Origin of the sequence: Actinosynnema sp. NPDC050801 (assembly GCF_040673975.1) — a bacterium.
Lineage (GTDB): Bacteria > Actinomycetota > Actinomycetes > Mycobacteriales > Pseudonocardiaceae > Actinosynnema.
Window position 1 is genome coordinate 343736 of the sequence record NZ_JBFAQZ010000007.1, and the last position, 21543, is coordinate 365278.

At 70.3% G+C, this 21543-nt stretch carries 19 protein-coding genes; 12 read left to right on the plus strand and 7 right to left on the minus strand.

All coding sequences use genetic code 11. The features are described from left to right. The first annotated feature begins 1 nt into the window (after window position 1). From AB0K14_RS18960 to AB0K14_RS18985, 6 genes are all read left to right on the plus strand, one after another. The gene (locus AB0K14_RS18960) at window positions 2-835 is read left to right on the plus strand and encodes an NADH-quinone oxidoreductase subunit J (RefSeq protein WP_360452864.1); all 834 of its coding nucleotides are present in this window, start codon (window positions 2-4) and stop codon (window positions 833-835) included. Next, window positions 832-1131, plus strand: coding sequence for an NADH-quinone oxidoreductase subunit NuoK (gene nuoK / locus AB0K14_RS18965; protein ID WP_053715303.1), 300 nt, complete (start codon window positions 832-834; stop codon window positions 1129-1131). The genes AB0K14_RS18960 and nuoK overlap by 4 nt, the downstream gene beginning before the upstream one ends. Before the next feature lie 37 nt (window positions 1132-1168). Further along, complete coding sequence (gene nuoL, locus AB0K14_RS18970) at window positions 1169-3076, plus strand: NADH-quinone oxidoreductase subunit L (protein ID WP_360452866.1); 1908 nt, start codon at window positions 1169-1171, stop codon at window positions 3074-3076. Beyond that, on the plus strand, window positions 3073-4635 hold the full coding sequence (locus tag AB0K14_RS18975) for an NADH-quinone oxidoreductase subunit M (RefSeq protein ID WP_360452769.1): 1563 nt from the start codon (window positions 3073-3075) through the stop codon (window positions 4633-4635). The genes nuoL and AB0K14_RS18975 overlap by 4 nt, the downstream gene beginning before the upstream one ends. A gap of 1 nt (window position 4636) precedes the next feature. Beyond that, window positions 4637-6205 (plus strand): NADH-quinone oxidoreductase subunit NuoN, encoded by a 1569-nt coding sequence (gene nuoN, locus AB0K14_RS18980; RefSeq protein ID WP_360452771.1) that lies wholly within the window; start codon window positions 4637-4639, stop codon window positions 6203-6205. A 69-nt stretch (window positions 6206-6274) separates the two neighbouring features. Continuing rightward, window positions 6275-7228 carry a polyprenyl synthetase family protein gene (locus tag AB0K14_RS18985; RefSeq protein WP_360452868.1) on the plus strand — a complete coding sequence of 318 codons (954 nt, stop codon included), beginning with the start codon at window positions 6275-6277 and terminating at the stop codon, window positions 7226-7228. Between the two features lie 210 nt (window positions 7229-7438). On the opposite strand, the gene rarD is transcribed toward AB0K14_RS18985, so the two are convergent. Beyond that, a complete protein-coding gene (gene rarD, locus AB0K14_RS18990) occupies window positions 7439-8299 on the minus strand; it encodes an EamA family transporter RarD (RefSeq protein WP_360452773.1) in 861 nt (286 codons plus the stop codon). 258 nt (window positions 8300-8557) lie between these two features. On the opposite strand from rarD, the gene AB0K14_RS18995 reads away from it, so the two are divergent. Then, complete coding sequence (locus AB0K14_RS18995) at window positions 8558-10609, plus strand: hypothetical protein (RefSeq protein ID WP_360452775.1); 2052 nt, start codon at window positions 8558-8560, stop codon at window positions 10607-10609. 95 nt (window positions 10610-10704) lie between these two features. On the opposite strand, the gene AB0K14_RS19000 is transcribed toward AB0K14_RS18995, so the two are convergent. From AB0K14_RS19000 to AB0K14_RS19015, 4 genes are all read right to left on the minus strand, one after another. Continuing rightward, window positions 10705-11760, minus strand: coding sequence for a 2-oxoacid:ferredoxin oxidoreductase subunit beta (locus AB0K14_RS19000; protein WP_360452777.1), 1056 nt, complete (start codon window positions 11758-11760; stop codon window positions 10705-10707). Continuing rightward, the gene (locus AB0K14_RS19005) at window positions 11757-13718 is read right to left on the minus strand and encodes a 2-oxoacid:acceptor oxidoreductase subunit alpha (RefSeq protein ID WP_360452779.1); all 1962 of its coding nucleotides are present in this window, start codon (window positions 13716-13718) and stop codon (window positions 11757-11759) included. Before AB0K14_RS19005 ends, AB0K14_RS19000 begins: the two co-directional genes overlap by 4 nt. A 220-nt stretch (window positions 13719-13938) precedes the next feature. Next, window positions 13939-14700: an enoyl-CoA hydratase gene (locus tag AB0K14_RS19010; protein WP_360452781.1), complete on the minus strand. Its 762-nt coding sequence runs from the start codon at window positions 14698-14700 to the stop codon at window positions 13939-13941. 10 nt (window positions 14701-14710) lie between these two features. Beyond that, window positions 14711-15151: an Lrp/AsnC family transcriptional regulator gene (locus AB0K14_RS19015; RefSeq protein WP_360452783.1), complete on the minus strand. Its 441-nt coding sequence runs from the start codon at window positions 15149-15151 to the stop codon at window positions 14711-14713. Between the two features lie 75 nt (window positions 15152-15226). On the opposite strand from AB0K14_RS19015, the gene ddaH reads away from it, so the two are divergent. After that, a complete protein-coding gene (ddaH, locus tag AB0K14_RS19020) occupies window positions 15227-16105 on the plus strand; it encodes a dimethylargininase (RefSeq protein ID WP_360452785.1) in 879 nt (292 codons plus the stop codon). A gap of 869 nt (window positions 16106-16974) precedes the next feature. Here the strand turns inward: ddaH and AB0K14_RS19025 are convergent. Further along, window positions 16975-17544, minus strand: a complete 570-nt coding sequence (locus AB0K14_RS19025; RefSeq protein WP_360452787.1) for a TIGR03086 family metal-binding protein — start codon at window positions 17542-17544, stop codon at window positions 16975-16977. A 63-nt stretch (window positions 17545-17607) separates the two neighbouring features. Here AB0K14_RS19025 and AB0K14_RS19030 point away from each other — a divergent pair, with 63 nt between their 5' ends. Further along, the gene (locus AB0K14_RS19030) at window positions 17608-18390 is read left to right on the plus strand and encodes a helix-turn-helix domain-containing protein (RefSeq protein WP_360452789.1); all 783 of its coding nucleotides are present in this window, start codon (window positions 17608-17610) and stop codon (window positions 18388-18390) included. A gap of 352 nt (window positions 18391-18742) precedes the next feature. On the opposite strand, the gene AB0K14_RS19035 is transcribed toward AB0K14_RS19030, so the two are convergent. Beyond that, window positions 18743-19780: a LysR family transcriptional regulator gene (locus tag AB0K14_RS19035; RefSeq protein WP_360452791.1), complete on the minus strand. Its 1038-nt coding sequence runs from the start codon at window positions 19778-19780 to the stop codon at window positions 18743-18745. A gap of 240 nt (window positions 19781-20020) precedes the next feature. Between AB0K14_RS19035 and nuoB the strand changes: the two genes are divergently transcribed. The 3 genes from nuoB to AB0K14_RS19050 are packed head-to-tail and all read left to right on the plus strand — an operon-like array spanning window position 20021 to window position 21526. Next, window positions 20021-20440 (plus strand): NADH-quinone oxidoreductase subunit NuoB, encoded by a 420-nt coding sequence (gene nuoB, locus AB0K14_RS19040; protein WP_360452793.1) that lies wholly within the window; start codon window positions 20021-20023, stop codon window positions 20438-20440. Further along, window positions 20437-21033: an NADH-quinone oxidoreductase subunit C gene (locus AB0K14_RS19045; RefSeq protein WP_360452795.1), complete on the plus strand. Its 597-nt coding sequence runs from the start codon at window positions 20437-20439 to the stop codon at window positions 21031-21033. The genes nuoB and AB0K14_RS19045 overlap by 4 nt, the downstream gene beginning before the upstream one ends. Then, window positions 21020-21526: a 4Fe-4S binding protein gene (locus AB0K14_RS19050; protein WP_360452797.1), complete on the plus strand. Its 507-nt coding sequence runs from the start codon at window positions 21020-21022 to the stop codon at window positions 21524-21526. The genes AB0K14_RS19045 and AB0K14_RS19050 overlap by 14 nt, the downstream gene beginning before the upstream one ends. The last annotated feature ends 17 nt before the right edge of the window (window positions 21527-21543 follow it).

A 21543-nucleotide genomic window follows, 5' to 3' on the forward strand; every position in this document is an offset into this window, starting at 1 on the left:
CATGCTCCTGGCCCAGCAGCCCGACGAGGTCCAGCGCGTGGTCGACACCGTCACCACCGGTGAGGCGGTCGCGTTCTGGATCCTCGGCCCGCTCGCCCTGGCCGGCGCGCTGGGCATGCTCTTCGCGCGCAACGCCGTGCACTCGGCGCTGTGGCTGGTGCTCACCATGCTCAGCCTCGGCGTCCTCTACATGGTGCAGCAGGCGCCGTTCCTCGGCTTCGTGCAGATCATCGTCTACACCGGCGCGATCATGATGCTGTTCCTGTTCGTGCTGATGCTGGTCGGCCGGGACAGCTCCGACTCGGTGGTCGAGGTGCTTCGGGGCCAGCGGCTCGCCGCGACGGTCATCGGCGTCGGCTTCGCCGGCATCGTGGTCGCCTCGGTCGCCCGCGCGCTGACCGACGTGGAGCCGGTCGGCCTGGCCGCGCAGAACACGCAGAACGGCGGCAACGTCGCCAACATCGGCGAGGCGCTGTTCACCGACTACCTGTTCCCGTTCGAGCTGACCTCGGCGCTGCTGATCACCGCGGCGGTCGGTGCCATGGTGCTCGCGTTCACCTCGCGCACCGGCAAGGACGCCAAGAAGACCCAGAAGCAGCTGGTCGAGGAGCGCTTCCGCGGCAACCGCCCCGGCTCGCTGCCCGGCCCCGGCGTGTTCGCCACCGCCAACTCGGTGGCCACGCCCGCCCTGCTGCCGGACGGCTCGGTCGCCGCCGAGTCCCTGTCCGAGCTGATCGAGACGACCGCCAAGGAAACTCTCGAGGACGACGTCGCGGAGGTGTCCGGCACCGGGCACCAGCCCGACGCGCACGCGCTCAAGGGAGAGTCGTCGTGACCCCTACGTACTACCTGCTGCTGTCCGCGCTGCTGTTCAGCCTCGGCGCGGTCGGCGTTCTGGTGCGGCGCAACGCCATCGTGGTGTTCATGTGCGTGGAGCTCATGCTCAACGCGGTGAACCTCAGCCTGGTCACGTTCGCCCGGATCAACGGCGGGCTGGACGGCCAGGTGATGGCGTTCTTCGTGATGGTCGTCGCCGCGGCCGAGGTCGTGGTCGGTCTGACGATCATCATGGCGATCTTCAAGACGCGTCGCTCGGCCTCGGTCGACGATTCCAACCTGCTGAAGTACTGAGGGGTCACCGGTGACGGAACCTATTGCCGCCAGCGGGATCGGCGGTCTCGCGTGGTTGTTGCTCGCCCTGCCGGCCTTCGGCGCGCTCGTGCTGCTCGTCGGTGGCAAGCGCACCGACAAGTGGGGTCACCTGCTGGGCTGCGCCACCGTGATCGCCGCGTTCGCTTACGGGGTCGCGCTGTTCTTCGACACGCTGGCGCTCTCCCCGGAGCAGCGCAGCAGCGAGCTGCACCTGTTCGACTGGATCCCGGTCGGCGCGCTCGACGTGGAGTTCGGGCTGCGCCTGGACCCGCTGTCGCTGACGTTCGTGCTGCTGATCACCGGTGTCGGGTCGCTGATCCACGTCTACTCGATCGGCTACATGGCGCACGAGGCCGGGCGGCGGAAGTTCTTCGCCTACCTGAACCTCTTCGTCGCCGCGATGCTGCTGCTGGTGCTCGGCAACGGCTTCGTGACCCTGTACTTCGGCTGGGAGGGCGTGGGCCTGGCGTCCTACCTGCTCATCGGCTGGTACCAGCACAAGCCGGAAGCGGCGTCGGCCGCGAAGAAGGCGTTCCTGATGAACCGGGTCGGTGACCTGGGTCTGGCGATCGCCATCTTCCTGATGTTCAAGACGCTGGGCACCACCCAGTTCACCGAGGTGTTCGCCCGCGTCGACGAGTTCTCGTCGGCCGAGGTGCTGGCCATCACGTTGCTGCTGCTGCTCGGCGCGTGCGGCAAGTCCGGCCAGTTCCCGCTCCAGGCGTGGTTGCCGGACGCGATGGCGGGCCCGACGCCGGTCTCCGCCCTGATCCACGCGGCGACCATGGTCACCGCGGGCGTGTACCTGATCGCCCGCTCGAACCCGATCTACAACCTCAGCGCCGACGGCCGCCTGGTCGTGATGATCATCGGTGGGCTGACGCTGCTGATCGGGTGCGTCATCGGCTGCGCCTACGACGACTTCAAGAAGGTGCTGGCCTACTCGACGGTCAGCCAGATCGGCTACATGATCCTGGCCGTCGGCCTCGGTCCGGTCGGCTACGCGCTGGGCATCATGCACCTGCTCACGCACGGCTTCTTCAAGGCGGGCCTGTTCCTCGGCGCCGGTTCGGTCATGCACGGCATGAACGACGAGGGGAACATCCGCCGGATGGGCGGCCTGGCGAAGAAGATGCCGATCACCTTCGTCACTTGGACGCTGGGCTACCTGGCGCTGATCGGCTTCCCGTTCCTGTCCGGCTACTTCTCCAAGGACGCCATCATCGCGGCGGCGTTCAGCGAGCCGGGCTGGCGCGGCTGGGTGTTCGGCGGCGTGGCCGCGCTGGGCGCGGGCATCACCGCGTTCTACATGACCCGCCTGCTGTTCCTGGTGTTCCTGGGCAAGCCCCGCTACACCGAGCTGAAGTCGGCCGACGGCCGCGAGTACCACCCGCACGAGTCCGGCCTGTCGATGACGGTGCCGATGATCGTGCTGGCGGTCGGCTCGGTCGGCGCGGGCTGGTTCTTCGAGTCGAACCACAACCTGTCCGGCTGGCTCACGCCGTCGCTGGGCGAGTTGCGGGAGCAGCACGGCGTGCTCTCGCACGGCGTGGTGAACTTCCTGGTGCTCGGCCTGTCGGCGCTGGGCGTGCTGGTCGCGTTCCTGCTGTTCGGCCGGCGGCCGCAGCCGGTGGAACGGCCGGTGCGGGTGTCGTTCCCGGTCCGCGCCGCGCGCGCCGACCTGTACGGCAACGCGCTGAACGAGGCGCTGTTCGCGCGGCCGGGCACCTGGCTCACCCGCGCACTGGTGTTCGTGGACAACAAGGGCGTCGACGGCCTGGTGAACGGGTCGGCGGCGCTGCTGGGCGGTAGCTCGGGCCGGCTGCGCAGGCTGCAGACCGGGTTCGTGCGCTCGTACGCGCTCTCCATGCTCCTGGGTGCGGTCTTCGTCCTGGGCGCGCTGCTGATGGTGAGGTTCTCGTGAGCTGGACGCTGATCGCGCTGCTCCTGCTGCCGCTCGTCGGCAGCCTGGTGGTGGCGTTCCTGCGGGGCAACGACCGGTTGGCCAAGACGGTCGCGCTGGCGTTCTCGCTGGTGGAGCTGGGGCTCGCCGTGCTGGCGTGGACGGCGTTCGACCCGGGCGGTGAGCGGTTGCAGCTCACCAGCTCGGCCGACTGGATCCCCGCCTTCGGCGTGCACCTGTCGTTCGGCGTGGACGGCATCGCGCTGGTGATGATCGCGCTGATCGCGTTCCTGGTGCCGGTCGTCATCGGCGGCTCGTGGGCCGACAAGCTGCCCGAGGGCCGCAGCGCGGGCGGGTTCTTCGCGCTGCTGCTGGCCATGCAGACCGGCATGGTCGGTGTCTTCGCGGCCACCGACGTGTTCGTCTTCTACGTGTTCTTCGAGGCCGTGCTGGTCCCGATGTACTTCCTGATCGGCCGCTTCGGCGGCCCGAACCGGCAGTACGCGGCGATGAAGTTCTTCCTGTACTCGCTGCTCGGCGGCCTGATCATGCTGGCCTCGGTGATCGGCCTGTACGTGGTCAGCGCGGACAAGCTCGGCTCCGGCACGTTCGACTGGGCGACGCTGGTCACGGTGACGCGGGAGCTGCCGCTGTCCACCCAGATCTGGCTGTTCCTCGGCTTCTTCGTGGCGTTCGCCATCAAGGCGCCGCTGGTGCCGCTGCACACGTGGCTGCCCGACGCCGGTGCCGAGGCGCCCGTCGGCGCGGGCGTGCTGCTGGTCGGCATCCTGGACAAGATCGGCACGTTCGGCTTCCTGCGCTACTGCCTGCCGCTGTTCCCGGCGGCCAGCAAGGAGCTCGCGCCGCTGGTGCTGATCCTCGCCGTCGTCGGCATCCTGTACGGCTCGCTGCTCGCCGTCGGCCAGTCCGACATGAAGCGGTTCGTGGCCTACACCTCGATCGCGCACTTCGGCTTCATCGCGCTGGGCATCTTCGCGTTCAGCTCGCAGGCCGGCACGGGCGCGGTGCTCTACATGGTCAACCACGGCATCTCGACCGGCATGTTGTTCCTGGTCGTCGGCATGGTGATGGCCCGGGGCGGTTCGCGCCTGATCGAGGACTACGGCGGCATGGCCAAGCTCACCCCGGTGCTGGGCGGGCTGTTCTTCGTGGCCGGCCTGTCGTCGCTGGCGCTGCCGGGCACCAACTCGTTCGTGAGCGAGTTCCTGGTGCTCGTCGGCTCCTACCCGAACGAGCCGGTCTACACGGTCCTGGCCGCCGTCGGCATGGTCCTGGCCGCGCTGTACGTCCTGTGGCTGTACCAGCGGGTGTTCCAGGGACCGGTGCGCGGCACCGCGATGGTCAACCTGGTCGGCGGCCCCGGTGCGGCGGTCGACCCGGAGAAGGCCTCGGTGCCCGACCTGAACAAGCGCGAACTGGCCGTGCTCGCGCCGCTGGTGGCACTGATCCTGGTGCTCGGCTTCTACCCGAAGCCGGTGTTGGACGTGATCACCCCGTCCGTCGGGGCGACGCTCAGCGAGGTCGGTGTGGCCGACCCGGTCGCGCAGGAAGGCAAGTGACGTGACGACGTTCCTCTCGCAAGTGGAGCGGCTGCAAGCCCCGGAGATCGACTACGGGGCCGTCGCACCGTTGCTGATCGTCCTCGGCGCGGCCTGCCTCAGCGTGCTGTTCGAGGCGTTCCTGCCGAAGACCGCGCGGTGGGCGGCGCAGGTCGTGCTGACCGTCGTCACGCTGATCGGTGCCGGTCTGGTGCTGCTGGCGTACGCGGTCGCCGACGACACCCTGGAGCAGGGCAAGCTCACCCTGGCGGGCACCATCGCGGTGGACCAGCCGGTGATCTTCCTGTGGGCCACGCTGCTGCTGCTCGGCCTCGGCTCGGTGCTGCTCATCGCGGACCGGTCCGTCGAACCGGGCGGCGCGTTCGTGGCGGACGCCTCGATCCTGCCCGGCTCGGTCGGCGCCCGCGACCAGCTGCGCCTGCGCGAGATGCAGACCGAGGTCTTCCCGCTGACGCTGTTCGCGCTCGGCGGCATGATGACCTTCGTCGCGGCGAACGACCTGCTCACCATGTTCATCGCGCTGGAAGTGCTGTCGCTGCCGCTGTACCTGATGGCGGGTCTGGCCCGCCGTCGCCGCCTGCTGTCGCAGGAAGCCGCGGTGAAGTACTTCCTGCTCGGCGCGTTCGCGTCGGCGTTCTTCCTGTACGGCGTGGCCCTGCTGTACGGCTTCGCGGGCTCGGTGAAGCTGTCCGACATCGCCAGTGCCACCACCGCCACGGACCGCTCCGACACGCTGCTCTACGCGGGCTTCGGCCTGCTGATCGTGGGTCTGCTGTTCAAGGCCTCGGTCGGCCCGTTCCACGCGTGGACGCCCGACGTCTACCAGGGCTCGCCCACGCCGGTGACGGCGTTCATGGCGGCGTGCACGAAGGTCGCCGCGTTCGGCGGCATCCTGCGCGTGCTGTACGGCGCGTTCGAGCGGTCGAGCTGGGAGTGGTCCGGCGTGCTGTGGGGCGTGGCCATCGCGTCCATGGTGATCGGCGCGGTCCTCGGCCTCACCCAGACCGACGTGAAGCGGATGATCGCGTACTCGTCGGTGGCGCACGCGGGGTTCCTGCTGATCGGCGCGATCTCGCTGAACGACGCGGGCCTGTCCGGGACGATGTTCTACCTGATGGCCTACGGCTTCACCACGATCGCCGCGTTCGGCATCGTCAGCCTGGTGCGCAACGCCGACGGCGAGGCCACCCACCTGTCCCAGTGGGCCGGTCTGGCCAAGCGGTCGCCGTTGGCCGCGGCCGTGTTCACCTTCCTGCTGCTCGCCCTCGCGGGCCTGCCGCTGACCAGCGGTTTCGTCGGCAAGTTCGCGGTGTTCGCGGCGGCTATCGAGGCCGGCATGACGCCGCTGGTGGTCATCGCGCTGGTGGCGTCGGCGGTGGCGGCGTTCTTCTACCTGCGGGTGATCGTGCTGATGTACTTCAGCGAGCCCGCGGCCGACGGCCCGACGGTGAGCGTGCCCGGCGCGTTCACCACGATCGCGATCACCCTGGGTGCGGCGGTCACGCTCGTGCTCGGCGTTTACCCGCCCGATGTCCTCGATTGGGCGGGTGCCGGAACGTTCATCTTCTAGTGGTACGTAGGCTCTGTAGCCGTGACCAGTAGCGAGCGGGCGGGGACGGGGTTCCGGTTTGCGGACCCCGTGCTCGCGGAGGTGGTTCAGGACGGTCTGGCCGAGGTGGAGGAGCTGCTGCACAAGGTCGTGCAGAGCGAGTTCCACCCGGTGATGGAGACGTCCCTGCACCTGGTGAGCGCGGGCGGCAAGCGCATCCGCCCGCTGTTCACCATCCTGTCCGCCCAGTTCGGCGCCACGTGGGACCGGGAGAGCGTCATCAAGGCGGCGGCCGTCGTCGAGCTGACCCACCTCGCCACGCTCTACCACGACGACGTCATGGACGAGGCCACCATGCGCCGCGGCGCGGAGTCGGCCAACGCGAAGTGGGACAACAGCATCGCGATCCTGACCGGCGACTACCTGTTCGCGCACGCGTCGGCGCTGGTCGCCGACCTGGGCACGGGTGCGGCGCGGATCATCGCGGAGACGTTCTCCGAGCTGGTGACCGGGCAGATGCGGGAGACGATGGGCCCGCGGCCCGGTGAGGACCCGGTCGCGCACTACCTGACCACGATCGAGGAGAAGACCGGTTCGCTGATCGCCACCGCCGCCCGGTTCGGCGCGATGTTCTCCGACGTCAGCGCGGCGCAGGTGGAGGCGCTGCGGGCGTACGGCGACGTGATCGGTGCGGCGTTCCAGATCTCCGACGACGTCATCGACATCGCCTCGCCGTCGGAGGAGTCGGGCAAGACCCCGGGCACCGACCTGCGCGAGGGCGTGAAGACGCTGCCCATGCTGTACGCCCTGCAGGACGAGCCGGACTCACGCCTGGCCAAGCTCCTGGCCGGCCCCATCACCGATGACGCCGAGGTGGACGAGGCCCTGAGCCTGCTGCGTGCCTCGTCCGGCCTCCAACGGGCCCGCCAAACCCTCGACGACTACGCCGCCCGTGCCCGCGCCACCCTGAGCGCCCTCCCCGCCGGCACCGCCCGCAACGCCCTCGAATCCGTCAGCGACTACGTCGTCACCCGCTCCCACTGACCGCGAGAGCCCAACCCTCAATCCGCGCGTGTCCTACCTCCAGAACGCGCGTGTCCCACGTTCAGAACGCGCGTGTCCTACGTTCCGGTACCCCGAGTTGAACACTCAGGACGGCCGGTCGTGTTCTGAGCGTTGAACTCGGGGGTCCTGAACGTAGGACACGCGCGACGCGAACGTAGGACACGCGGGGCTTGAGTGTTCGACTCGCGGTCAGGGGAGGTTGGCGACGGGGAGGCGGCGGCTGCGGATGGCGTCGACGGTGAAGACCAGCAGGGCCAGCCAGACCAGCGCGAAGCCGAACCAGCGGGACGCCGGCATCGGCTCGTGCATCACGAACACGCCCCACGCGAACTGGAGCACCGGCGCCAGGTACTGCAGCATGCCCATGGTGACCAGCGGCACGAGCCGGGCGCCCGCGCCGAACAGGATCAACGGGATCGCGGTGACGAGCCCCGCCGAGGCCAGCCACAGCGCGTGCCCCCACCCGCCGGAGTGGAACGTCCCGGCGGGCCCGAGCCAGAGCAGGTAGCCCACCGCCACCGGGGCGAGCACCAGGCTCTCCGCGGTCAGGCTGGCCGTGGCGTCCAGCGGCACCGTCTTCTTCAACAACCCGTAGAACCCGAACGAGCAGGCGAGCGCCAGCGAGATCCACGGCAGCCTGCCGTAGTCCACGGCCAGCACCACGACCGCCGTCACCGCGATCGCGAGCGCCGCGTACTGCGGCAGGCGCAAACGTTCGCGCAGGACGAACACCCCGAGCAGCACGCTGACCAGCGGGTTGATGAAGTACCCGAGCGCGGCCTCCACGACGTGCCCGGTGTTCACCGCGTGGATGTAGACGCCCCAGTTGACCGCGATGAGCACGGACGCGACGGTCACCATCACCCAGCCGCGACCCGACAGCCTGCGGATACCCGCCCAGCGACCGAGCGCGGCGGTGATCACCGCCATCACGACCAGCGACCACGCGATCCGGTGAGCCAGGATCTCCACCGATCCGGCGGGCTGCAGCAACGGCCAGTAAGCGGGCACGATGCCCCAGAGCAGGTAGGCGCCGACGCCGAAAGCCATCCCCCGGTTGGTGCGATCAACATCCTTCGGAACACTGGAGGCGTTGGTCAACGGCGGCACACGGGCTACTGTACGCCAGCCGTTTTGGCTGGTCAGTTGCTCCGAGTGGCCTACTATCGAAGCCTGGTCACAGGTCCGGCCGGCCCCACGCGCCGGACCCGGCGGTCAGGGTAGTTTTGCACCGCTTCCCCTACCGGGTGAAGGCTCGGAAGCGGAGCGTGTCGGGGTGTGTGACAAGCAGCAGTGGGAGGGTCTCCCGTGAGTTCGCTCTTCGGGCAGGTGTGGCTGTGGAGCCTGCTGTCCTTCGTGGCAGGCGTCGCGCTCACCTGGCTGGTCCTGGTGCGCCCGGCCAAGCGCGAGCTGGAAGACCTGGAGGAACGCCTCCTCACGTCGCCACGCCCGGCCGCCGCCACCTCCACGGCCGGCTCGGCCGGCTCGGTCGCGCCGAGGTCGGACCCCGGTGACGAGTTCGACAACTGGCACGTCGAGGCGTCCCGCTCGCTGGCGGACGACGTGCTGACGCCGGAACCTGCGCGCTACGAGGTCGCCGCGCCCGAGCGCGCCCGCTTCGAGGGCGCGGCCGAACCCGTCCGCTACGACGTGTCGAACATGAAGCTCGACCAGCGCGACTCGCTGCTGGAGGAGCTGGACGACGAGCACCGGCCGTTGTCCGACTTCGAGGAGCAGCACGACTTCCCCGAGTTCGAGGAGCCGCCGCGCAGCCTGTTCGAGCGGCTCGCGCCGGGCCAGGACAGCCGGGAGACGCTGGAGCCGAAGCCGCGGCCGCACCGGCCCGGGGACGAACCGGAGATGCCCGCCGAGGCGACGACGCTGATGCCGGCCGTGTCTGCCGCCGCGGTCGCCGAGGTCGCGCCGCGGCAGGACGAGCCGACCGCGCCGCCGGAGGTCCAGGTCTTCCAGCCGCGCGAGGTGTGGCGCGACGAGCCCGTCCGCGAGGTCTACGACGAGGACGTGGACACCGCCGGCCACGAGGAGGAGGACGAGCCGGAGCGCAGGCCCTCCCCGGCCGAGGAGACGGCGCTCATCCCGGCCACCGAGCTGGCGCGGGCCATCGCCGAGGTGGACGGCGAGCAGCGGCGGGCCGAGGAGCCCGAGCCGCAGGTGTGGCCCGAGCACGACCTGACCGGCCACTTCGCGCCCGTGGACGTCGAGTCGGCGCGGGGCGAGCTGTCCGAGCCCGCCGTCAGCGCCACGTCCAGTGACGAGGCGTTCCTGAACGAGCTGTCGCGCAACGAGGCACGCCAGAAGGAGACCCGCAGGCACGAGGCGCGCCAGGACGAAGCACGGCACGACGCAGGCCACGACGAGGCGCGTCGAGAGGAAGCGCGCCACGACGAGGCACGCCGGGACGAAGCGCGCCGGGACGAAGCGCGCCGGGACGAAGCGCGCCGGGACGATGTGTTCCGCAACGAAGGGCCGCAGACCGACATCATCCGCGCCGTGGTCGACGCCGGGCCGGTGGAGTCGAGGCCCGAGGTGCCCGAGCCGTCGCGGGTGCCCGAGCAGGTCGCGGAGCCCGAGGCGGTCGCCGAGCGCGAGCCGGTCGTCGAGCGCGAGGTCGTGGCCGAGCCCGAGGTGACCGCGCCGGAGCCCGTCGAGCCGCCCGCGTTCGAGCCCACGTTCGTCCCGGCCGACCCGTCCCTGCCCACCCGGTCCGCCGAACCCCAGGTCGAACCCCGGCCCGAACCCAAGGCCGAACCGAAGGCCGCGGAGCCGAAGAAGGACGAGCCCGCCCGCCCGCGCAGCCTGTTCGAGCCGCTGCCGGACTCCGACGAGGATCAGGAGCCGGAACCCGAGCAGACCCGCCCGGCGCCGTCGTCCGGCAACGACCAGCCGTTCGTGCCCACGCTCTCGCCCGAACTGCTCGCCGGCAACCCGCTGCCGATGAACCCGACCGGCCTGCCCCAGCGCCCCACCCGTCCCACGGGCACCCAGCGCACGCCGCCCGCACCGCTCTCACCGCAGCCCATCAAGCCGCCGCCACCGCGCCCGGTCCGCCCCCGCCCGGTCGGGTTCAGCCCGAGCACCGGCGGCAGGCAGCCCGCGCCCGGCAGCACCCGCTTCCAGGGCCAGCAGGAGGGGTTCAACCCGCGCTCGCCGTTCGGCCCCGGTTCGGTGCTGCCGAAGTCCGACGGCCTGGCGCCCGCGCCGGAGTTCCAGGTCAAGGCGACCCTCACCGGTCGCCGCTACTTCACCGACGAGTCGGCGAACTTCCGCGAGACCCGCGCCGACGTCTGGTTCCGCACCACGGCCGACGCCGAGAAGGCAGGCTTCCGCCAGGCGCCGTGACCCCGAGCTCTTCCCTGGGGAGGGAAGCGCGAGAACCCCCTGTTCCGGGAGGCGGAACAGGGGGTTCTCCGTTGTGCGGGAACCGGGGCCGACACCTAGCCGGCGACGGTCCAGGTGTCCTTGCCGTGCAGCAGCGCGCGCAGGTCGGCGGGCTTGGCGGCCTTGGCGTGGTCCACCTGGGCCCGTGCCGCGTCGTCGTACGTGGTGCGGGCGACGTTGCGGAACACGCCGGTCACGGTGTGCTGCAGGTCCTGCGTCGACAGCCGGGACAGCGCGAACGACAGGTTCAGGTCCGACGCGTCGTGCACCACGACGTCCTCCGGCGCGACGTCCGCCGCCTTGGCCACGGCCAGGCCGAAGCCCTCGCGGACCACGGCGTACTCGCCGTTGCCGAAGGTGATGGGCTGCCCGTCGACCACGTTGATGATCCGGCGGGCGGCCTCGTCGGAGTCCTTGAGCACGTCGAACGCGCCGTCGTTGAAGATCGGGCAGTTCTGGTAGATCTCCACCAGCGCCGACCCGCGGTGCTCGGCGGCCTGCCGCAGCACCTCGGTCAGGCCCACCCGGTCCGAGTCGACCGCGCGGCCGACGAACGTGGCCTCCGCGCCCAGCGCCAGCGACACCGGGTTGAACGGGTGGTCCAGCGACCCGAGCGGCGTGGACTTGGTGACCTTGCCCTCCTCGGAGGTGGGCGAGTACTGGCCCTTGGTCAGGCCGTAGATCCGGTTGTTGAACAGCAGGATCTTGAGGTTCACGTTGCGGCGCAGCGTGTGGATCAGGTGGTTGCCGCCGATGGACAGCGCGTCGCCGTCACCGGTGACGACCCACACCGACAGGTCCGGCCGGGCCACGGCCAGCCCGGTCGCGATGGCCGGCGCACGCCCGTGGATCGAGTGCATGCCGTAGGTGTTCATGTAGTACGGGAACCGCGACGAGCAGCCGATCCCCGAGACGAACACGATGTTCTCGCGCTTGAGGCCCAGCGTGGGCAGGAAGGACTGCACGGCGTTGAGCACGACGTAGTCGCCGCAGCCGGGGCACCAGCGGACCTCCTGGTCCGACTTGTAGTCCTTGGCCTTCTGCGGCTCGTCCGTCGTGGGCACGCCGACCAGGCCCCCCACGCCGGGCAGCCCCAGTTCCGTCGCCGTCATTCGGACACTCCCTTGATCACATCGGCGAGCACGTCCTGCAGCTCCTCGGCCTTGAACGGCAGGCCCTGCACCTTCGTGTAGCTGATGGCGTCGACCAGGTACCTGGCGCGCAGCAGCAGCGCCAGCTGACCGAGGTTCATCTCCGGCACGACGACCCGGTCGTACCGGGCGAGCACGTCGCCCAGGTTCTTGGGGAACGGGTTGAGGTGCCGCAGGTGCGCGTGCGCCACCGGCATCCCCAGCTTGCGCACCCGGCGCGCGGCCGCGCCGATGGGGCCGTAGGACGAGCCCCAGCCGACGACCAGCACGCGCGCCTCGCCGGACGGGTCGTCCACCTCGACGTCGGGCACCTCGATGCCGTCGATCTTGCGCTGGCGCAGCCGCACCATGTGGTCGTGGTTGGCCGGGTCGTAGGAGATGTTGCCGGTGCCGTCGGCCTTCTCCAGACCGCCGATGCGGTGCTGCAAGCCGGCCGTGCCGGGGACCGCCCAGGGCCGGGCCAGGGTCTCCGGGTCGCGCAGGTACGGCCAGAACGTGCCGTCGGTCGCGTTCGGCTCCGTGGCGAACTCCACCGTGAGGTCGGGCAGCTCGGACAGGTCCGGGATGAGCCACGGCTCGGAGCCGTTGGCGATCGCGCCGTCGGACAGCAGCAGCACCGGCGTGCGGTAGACCAGCGCGATGCGCGCGGCCTCCAGCGCGGCGTCGAAGCAGTCCGCGGGCGACTGCGGCGCGACGATCGCCACCGGCGACTCGCCGTTGCGGCCGAACATCGCCTGGAGCAGGTCGGCCTGCTCGGTCTTGGTCGGCAGACCGGTGGACGGGCCACCGCGCTGCACGTCGATGACGATCAGCGGCAGCTCGGTCATCACGGCCAGGCCGATGGTCTCCGACTTCAGCGCCACACCGGGGCCGGACGTCGACGTCACGCCGAGCGCGCCGCCGTAGGACGCGCCCAGCGCCGCGCCGATGCCCGCGATCTCGTCCTCGGCCTGCAACGTGGTGATGCCGAAGTTCTTGTGCTTGGACAGCTCGTGCAGGATGTCCGACGCCGGGGTGATCGGGTAGGTGCCCAGCACGACCTGCAGCCCGGACTGCTGACCGGCCGCGACGATGCCGTAGGCGAGCGCGGTGTTGCCGGTGATCTGGCGGTAGGTGCCCTGGTTGAGCTTGGCGGGCGCGACCTCGTAGGTGACCGCGAACGACTCGGTGGTCTCGCCGTAGTTCCACCCGGCCCGGAACGCCAGCACGTTGGCCTCGGCGATGTCGGGCTTCTTGGCGAACTTCTCCCGCAGGAACCGCTCCGTGCCCTCGGTCGGCCGGTGGTACATCCAGGACAGCAGGCCGAGGGCGAACATGTTCTTCGCCCGTTCCGCGTCCTTCTTGCCCAGGCCGGTGTTCTCCAGGGCGCCGATGGTCAGCGTGGCCATCGCGACCTTGTGCACCTGGTAGGTCTCGGTGAGGGAGTCGTCCTCCAGGGGGTCGGCCGCGTAGCCGACCTTGACCAGGTTGCGCTTGGTGAACTCGTCGGTGTTGACGATGAGGATCCCGCCCTTGGGCAGGTCGTCGATGTTCGCCTTGAGCGCGGCCGGGTTCATCGCCACGAGCACGTCGGGGCGGTCGCCGGGGGTGAGGATGTCGTAGTCGGCGAAGTGCAGCTGGAAGCTGGACACGCCGGGCAGGGTGCCCTGGGGCGCCCGGATCTCGGCCGGGAAGTTCGGCTGGGTGGCGAGGTCGTTGCCGAACGCGGCGGCTTCCGAGGTGAAGCGGTCACCCGTGAGCTGCATGCCGTCGCCGGAGTCGCCGGCGAACCGGATCACCACGCGGTCGAGCTTGCGGACGGTGCCGGACTGCCTGGGCGCGGACCGCCCGGACCCGGACGTCCCGGGTGCCGGCTTCCCGGGCTCGGTCTGCTCAGGCGAGCCACCTGGCGCGGCGCCGTTACCAACGTCGGTAGTCATGTCCTACGCCGATCCCTTTCCTCACAACCGCTGTGGGGCCTGCTGCCCCCGTCCCCCTCCGCGAGGGTAGTCGTGCCCGGACGCGTGCCGGTTTCTCCTGTACCACTCTGCGGGACACTTCGTCCCAGCAGGTGCGCGGGGGCCGAACTGGGCAGCACGCGAGTAATACCAGCCGGTAACTGTTACTTGAAGTTACAGGTAGTGGTGGTGCCTGTCCAGGTCACTCCCGGCTGCTGATCCTGGCCTTCATGGCCGCCAGCTTGGCCTGGAACGCCGGCGTGGCGATCGAGGCCACCTGGGGCGCCAGTTCGGTGTCCACGGCCTGGGCGTGGTCGGTCAGGCCGGCGGTCGTGCGCATCGACGCCTTGATCGTGCGGACCAGGTCGCGCGGCGCCTCGGCCGACGGGCGCGAGAACCCGACCGCGGCGCCGACCAGGTCGTCGTGCCCGCCGTCGACCCGTGCCCAGGCCAGTCCGTGGGATACCGCCGCGTCGGCGCCCAAAACCTGGCCGAACAGGGTCATGGCGGTCGCCGTCTGCGGTCCGACGAGCCGTTGCAGCATCCACGTCATCCCGCCGCCGGGGTGGATGCCGAGCTGGAGGAACCGCGCGTCGAACCGCGCGTCGGCGTTGACCAGGCGCACGTCGCACGCCAGCGCCAGGTTGAGACCGGCACCGACGGCCGCGCCGCCGACCGCCGCGATCGTCGGCAACGTGCAGCGCGCCACCGCGAGGAACCCGGCGTAGATGTGCCGCAGGCCCTCCTCGCGGGCCTCGCCCAGGACCGTGAGGTCCGCGCCCGCGCAGAACGCCGGCGGTGCTCCCGTGATCACGACGGCGTGCACGTCGGCGTCGTCCTCGCAGCTCCGCACGGCGGCGACGAGCTGGTCGGAGAGGTCGAGCGTGAGCGCGTTGCGGCGCTCCGGGTCGTGCACGGTGATGACCGCCACGCGGTCGGAGCGGTGGAGGAGCACTTCGGCCATGCGCGCGACTCTAGGGGGCCGGTGGTCGGTCCAGGAGGCGGGACAGCACGACGGTGGAGACGGTGCGGTCGATGATCTCGACGGCGCGCAGGCGTTCCAGCGCGGTCTCCAGGTGGTGGATGTTCGCGGCACGCAGGTGCACGATCGCGTCCGCCGCGCCGGAGACGGTGTAGGCGGCCCGGACCTCGGCCATCGTCTCCAGCCGCTGCTGGATGTCGTGCGGCGCGACGTTGCCGCGGCAGTGCACCTCCACGAACGCCTCCGTGCCCCAGCCGAGCTGCTCGGGGTCGACCACCGCGGTGAAGCCGCGCAGCACGCCCGTGTCGAGCAACTTGTCCACCCGCCGCTTCACCGCGGGCGCGGACAGGCCCACCTCCTTGCCGATGTCGGCGTAGCTGGAGCGGGCGTTGGCCATCAGGCGCGAAATGATTCGCTGGTCGATCGTGTCCACACGCAACATTGTGCCCTAGAAGACGCAATATCGCGGCGTTGTTCGATGGTCAGACGGCCCTCTACATTTCGATCCATGACTTCGGTTTCCTTCGCGGGCCCCGGCGACGAGCCGATCGTGCTGGACGTCACCACGCCCGCCGCGCAGGTGCGCGTGCCGACCACCCGTCGGTACCTCATGTGCCCGCCCGCGTACTTCGCGGTGGAGTACGTGATCAACCCGTGGATGGACCCCACGCGGCCGATCAGCACGTCGCTCGCCCTGGAGCAGTGGACGGCCCTGAAGGAGACCTACGAGCGCCTCGGCCACTCCGTCGAGGTCATCGACCCGCAACCCGGCCTGCCGGACATGGTGTTCTCGGCCAACTCCGGCACCGTGATCGACGGCCAGGTCCTCGGCTCCCGCTTCCGGGCGCCGCAGCGAGCCGCGGAAGCCGACCACTTCCGGCGCTGGTTCGTGGCCAACGGCTACCGGACCGTCGTGATGCCGGAGCGCACCAACGAGGCCGAGGGCGACTTCGCCTGGACCGGCAAGTACCTCCTGGCCGGCACGGGCTTCCGGACCGACCCCCTGGCCCACTCCGAGGCCCAGGAGGTCCTGGGCGTCCCGGTCGTCTCCCTGCAACTGACCGACCCGCGCTATTACCACCTCGACGTGGCCCTGTTCGTGCTGGCCGACGACCTGATCGCCTACTACCCGGACGCCTTCTCCCCGGGCAGCCGCCGAGTCCTCCGCCGCCTGTTCCCGGACGCCGTCATCGCCACCGCCGAGGACGCGGCGTGCCTGGGCCTCAACGCCGTCTCCGACGGCCGCCACGTGGTCCTGCCGGTGGAGGCGACCGCACTGGCCGACCAGGTGGCCCGCCGCGGCTTCGACCCGGTCTTCGTGGACATCTCGGAACTGCGCAAGTCCGGCGGCGGCCCGAAGTGCTGCACCATGGAACTCCGGGACTGATCCTCCTTTTGGCTTCGCGCTGGTCAGTGCGACTTCAGCTCGCTGACCAGCGCGAACATCACTCCGTGGTCTGTCGGCTTACGTCGCTGACGGTGGTCATCCGGCGTCGTCTGCCGGTGTTCACGGAACATGCGCGGAACGGCGAAGGCCCTCGGCAAGATCATCGCCGAGGGCCTTCGTCTTCGGTGTCCGCTTGCTCTATGCCCGATGCCGGCTGCCTCTTGCGGCGACGCGATGCAGGGGTGCGGTGAGCCGTGGACTGTCGGTCAGGCACTCGAACAACCGTTCAAGGAGGCCTTGTGAAAACTTTCACAAGGCCTGTATCCTCGCCGCAGGTGATGTTGGCTTCAAGTATGCCCCTGCGTAGCTTCTCAGCCGGAGATGCGGTACGCGACACGCCCTGGTGATGGCTTGGCCGGTCCGATCGGTCGGCCAGGCATCGGCCCTCCTGGTCGACCGTACATCTTCAGGGTCTAGGAGGCGTCCTTGGTGCGACGTCGTCGCAAGAAGTCAGGAAAACCCGAAGCGGTCAAGGGCTGCCACCCGCACCGCTCCGGGGCCGTCCTGATGTTCATTCAGGTAATGCTCATGCTGATCAGGCTTTTCATGGAAGGTTGAGCCTGATACCAGGGGCCGAGTCTCTCATCCGACTCGGCCCTTCTGGGCTGGTCTGGATGGTCGAACAACGGTGTCCGCCGGTCGTACCGGGACGAGCTTGCCAAATGTGTTGGGCAAGCACAACAGCCAGGTGTAGTCCGCCGACTACCGAAGAACGTCTTCGGCCTTCCACTTCGACGTGTCCCGCCGGCCGTCCAGACCTCGGCGTGCACCTTGAGCAACACGTCCACCGGACGTCGCCCTTTCGCTCGCTAAGGCGTTCGGCCGGTGAGGGCGAGGACCCGGTCGATCAACGGCGCGTCCGCGGGCACGTGCACCTCTGGGCCGTAGAGACCCATCTCACGGCCCAGGGGTGCGGTCTGGACGAGGTCGGCGTGGATGAACGCCAGCAGGTCGTCGTCCCACGACGGCGCCTGGCCGGTGGCCTGTGCCAGGTCCCACGCGTGCACGACCGTCTCCGCCAGCACCATCGCGCCGATCATCTCGGCCGGCAGCTGCTGAGGGCTGCCGACCGACGTCGTGCCGGTCCACGCCGACGGCTCGCCCCACGCCGCGGCGCGGTCCCGCAGCAGAGCGCCCAGGTCGGCGGCCCAGTCGCCGGCGGTCAGGTCGACGTCGGCCTCCGCGGCGGCCGGCGGCGGCACGGGCGCCTTGCGCGCGGCGGCGTTCAGGGACGGGCCCCAGAACAGCAGGTGGTTGACGAGCCCGCGGACGTCGAACGCCGGGCACGGCGTCGGCGCGTCCACCTGGTCGGGCTTGATGTTCTCGACGACCTCCAACGCGGTCGCCACGGCCTGGTCGATCAACTGCTCACGCACCATGCCGCCCACCGTAGGAACGTTCACCCCACGTGTATTGAACAAAGGCGACATACGCTCCCGGACGTGACGCGCGAGGACCGGGACGAGCTGGCGCCGGCGTGGCGGCGCCACCAGCGGCACGAGTTCCACCCGCCGTCGACGGACCTGGCCGCGCACGTGGACCGGTACTGGGTCGTGGAGTGGCGGTACGACCGGCCCTACCGCCAGCTGATCGTGCCCTACCCGAACGTCCAGCTGAGCTTCACCGGCGGCGCCGCGGTGGTGAGCGGCGTGTCCAGCGGCCACGTGTTCAAGGAGCTCGACGGGGAGGGCCGGGTCTTCGGCGTCGCCTTCCGCCCCGGCGCCTTCCGGCCGTTCCTGCGCGCGCCGGTCCAGTCGATCACCGACCGGTCCGTGCCCGCCGCGACCGTCTTCGCCGACCTGCCCGACCACCTGTCCGACCACGCCGACCTCGACCACGTGGAGGACGCGCTGCGCCGTGCCCTGCCCGACCCCGACCCGAAGGCGGACCAGGCGGCCGAGATCGTCGACCGGATCATCGAGGACCCCCTGGTGACCAGGGTCGACGTGCTGGCCCGCGAGGTCGGCGGCAGCGTGCGCGGGTTGCAGCGCCTGTTCGCCGAGCACGTCGGCGTCGGCCCGAAGTGGGTGATCCGCCGCTACCGGCTGCGCGAGGTCACCCAGCGCATGGAGGCCGGCGGCCGGATCGACTGGGCCGCGCTGGCCGCCGACCTCGGCTACGCCGACCAACCGCACTTCGTCCGCGACTTCACCGCCATGTTCGGCGAGACACCGACCCGGTACGCCGAGCGCTACCACGACACCGTGTCCGCCGGGCGCGGCTGAGGACCCCGATCCGGAAACCGCTCCGGACCTGACCCGGAATCCCGATCGAAACCTCGATCCGACACCCTGATCGTCACCCATAGGGCTGATCGCTCTAGCGCACCGACCCCCGTCGGTGCTCCGATCGACGGCACTCGCTGTCGACCAAGGTAGGGAGCGCGCAATGAACGACCTCGACGCCCAGCGTCCGTCGCCCCAACCGCAACAGGAGCAGGAGGAGCCCGTGGAACGGCAGAAGCCCGAGGCCCAGAAGCCTCTCACCGGACTGGAGTGGCTGGTGCGCCAAGCCCAACGGCGTCGCGAGGAACGCCCCGCGGGCCCGGCGCGTTAGCCGGCGACCTCCGCCGGCGCGCTAGTCGGACACCTCGCGCTGGAACGCCGCCCACAGCAGGTTCAACGGGTGGTCGGCCGGGAACTTCGCCCGCTCCTCCTTGCGGGCGAAGACCCCGACCAAGCGCTCCAACTGCGGCTTCCGGTCGTTGGTCAGCTCGACCACGCGCAGGCCGGAGCCCTCGCGCAGCTCGTTGTTCGCGGCCACCACGCCCAGGCCCGACGTGACGATCATGCAGCCCTCGACGAGCCCGGACCGCAGCAGCGACATGCCGTACTGGATCTCGTCGATCTCCGCCGCGATGTCCAGCTCGTTGCGGTAGTCCGGGCCGAACCAGCCGCGCAGGAACTCCGCGATCAGCCCGTCACCCGGCACGACCAGCGGCAGCTTCGGCAACTCCCCGGTGCCGACGCTGCCGCCCAGCCTGCTCTCCGGCAGGTTCGTCAGCAGCGCCAACCCACCGCGCCGCCACTCGATCACGTCGAAGTCCTCGAACCCGCTGTTGCGACCCGCGTGCGTCACCACGCTCCCGCACACGATGTCGACCTCCTTGGACTCCAGGCTCGTCCAGATGTCCTTGGTGCGGATGTGCACGACCTTCAGCTCCACGTCCCGCCGGCGGAAGTCGTCGGCCACGTGGTGCCACGCCTTGGCCAGCGCGTCGAGCATGAACCGCGTCGTGCCGACGGTGAGCGTGGTGCCGAGCTTGCGCCGGCACTCGTGAATCGAATCGAGCCACTCCGTCAACGTGGTCCTCGCCAATTCAACCAACGCCTCGCCGGTCTGTGTGATCAGCACGTCTTTTCCCCGGCCCTGCTTGACGACCAGCGGTTCGCCGCACAACGACTTGAAGTTGCGGTTGAGCGTGTCGATCTGCTTCTGCACGCTGGACTGCTCCCGACCGAGCACCCGTGCCGCGCGCAGCGCCGATCGCGTCTCGTACACCGCGATCAGCGTTCTGAGCTGGTCCAACGTGGTGTCCATGAGCAGCGGTGAGGTGTGCAGGAGCCTGCTGAGCTGGTTGCCCGCGGGCAGCAGCAGTTGGGCCGAGGTCGACATGCAGGGCCTCTCGGGTCGGGGCGTGATGTTCTACCGATTAGTTGTACTGAACTTGACCACACTTCGTGCTGAAATTATCCGAAGATCTTGATGCATTCCCCTGGACAGGTATACGCGACCCGTAAGAGACTTCTGCCGCAACCAGGTGCTTGTTCGCGTGGGAGCAATCAGGGGGGTATTGGGGGGTTGGGGGCCCGCCGGGCAGCGGCCCGGCGGGCCCCCACGTATTAACCTCACCCGGTGACGGTTTCCACCTTGGACTGGGGCACGACGTACCGGATCACCGTGCTCGACCTCGGTCTGGCCTGCTGCGGTGTCGAGGTGATGGCCGCGCTGGAGGGCCACCGGCCCGAGCACCTCGAAGCCCTCGGCGTCGACCCGGTGCACTCGGCGGGCGAGGCGCACGTGCTCGTCGTCTCCGGCACGGTCACCGACGCCATGCTGCCCGCGGTGATCGCGACCTACGAGGAGATGCCGGAACCGCGCTACGTGCTGTCCGTCGGCGCGTGCAGCAACACCGGCGGCCCGTACTGGGACTCCTACAGCGTCACCAAGGGCATCGACCAGGCGCTGCCGGTGCACGTCGCGGTGCCGGGCTGCCCACCACGTCCCGAGGCGCTGCTCGACGGCCTCGCCGCGCTGCACCGGTTGCTGTCGTGAGCGCCGCGTCCGAGGCCCTGGCCGCCCGGCTCGCCGACCTCGTGCCCGAGGCGCGGGCCGCCACGGCGTTCGGGCAGACGACCGCGCACGTGCCGCTGCACGCGTGGCGCGAAGCCGCCCGGCAGGCCCGCGACGAGCTCGGCTGCACGCAGTTCGACTGGCTCGGCGTGGAGGACGCCGGACGTCCCGGCGCGGTCGGGCAGCGGCACGCCGTGCTGCTGCACGTGCTGGACCCGGACACCAAGGACGGCGTGCTGCTGCGCACCGAACTCGGGCCCGGCGACGTGCTGCCGAGCGTCGCCGAGTGGTGGGCGGGCGCGGCGTGGCACGAGCGCGAGGCCGTGGAGATGTTCGGCATCGCCCTCGCCGACGGCGAACCGGCCCACCTGCTGCTCCCGGACAGCTTCAGCGGCCACCCGCTGCGCAAGGACTTCGTGCTCGCCTCCCGCGTGGTGCGCCCGTGGCCCGGCGGGCTCGAACCGGGCGAGAACGGCACGTCCGCGCCCAGCCGCAGGCGGGCCGCACCACCCGGCGTACCCGACCCGTCGTGGGGACCGCGCTACGAGCGCTCTGAGGAGGATGACCGTGGCTGACCTGCCCCCACGCACCCGAGGCGTCATCGCGCTGCTGGAGGCCAACTGCACGGTGTGCATGATCTGCGCCCGTGAGTGCCCCGACTGGTGCATCCACATCGACTCGCACACCGAGGTCGAGGAGCAACCGCCCGCGGGGTCGGGCCACGGTCGGAGCTCGGCCCGCCCCCGTGCGCGCAACGTGCTCGACCGGTTCGCCATCGACTACGGCCAGTGCCTGTACTGCGGCATCTGCGTCGAGGCGTGCCCGTTCGACGCCCTGCACTGGGCGCCGGACTTCTCCTACCCCGGCACGGGCGGCCTCGACGGTCACGGCGCGGTCGCCGAACTCGTCCACGAACGCGACGTGCTGGCCACGTGGGTCACGCACGTGCCGCCGCCCCCGCCGCTGGACGCGGGCGCCGAACCCGCGCCGGAGACCACCGCCACACGCCCGGCACGCCCCGGTACCGGAACCCCGCGCCGACCGGGCGCGTTGAGGGAGGGGACGTAGACCAGCCGGAGGCGAGC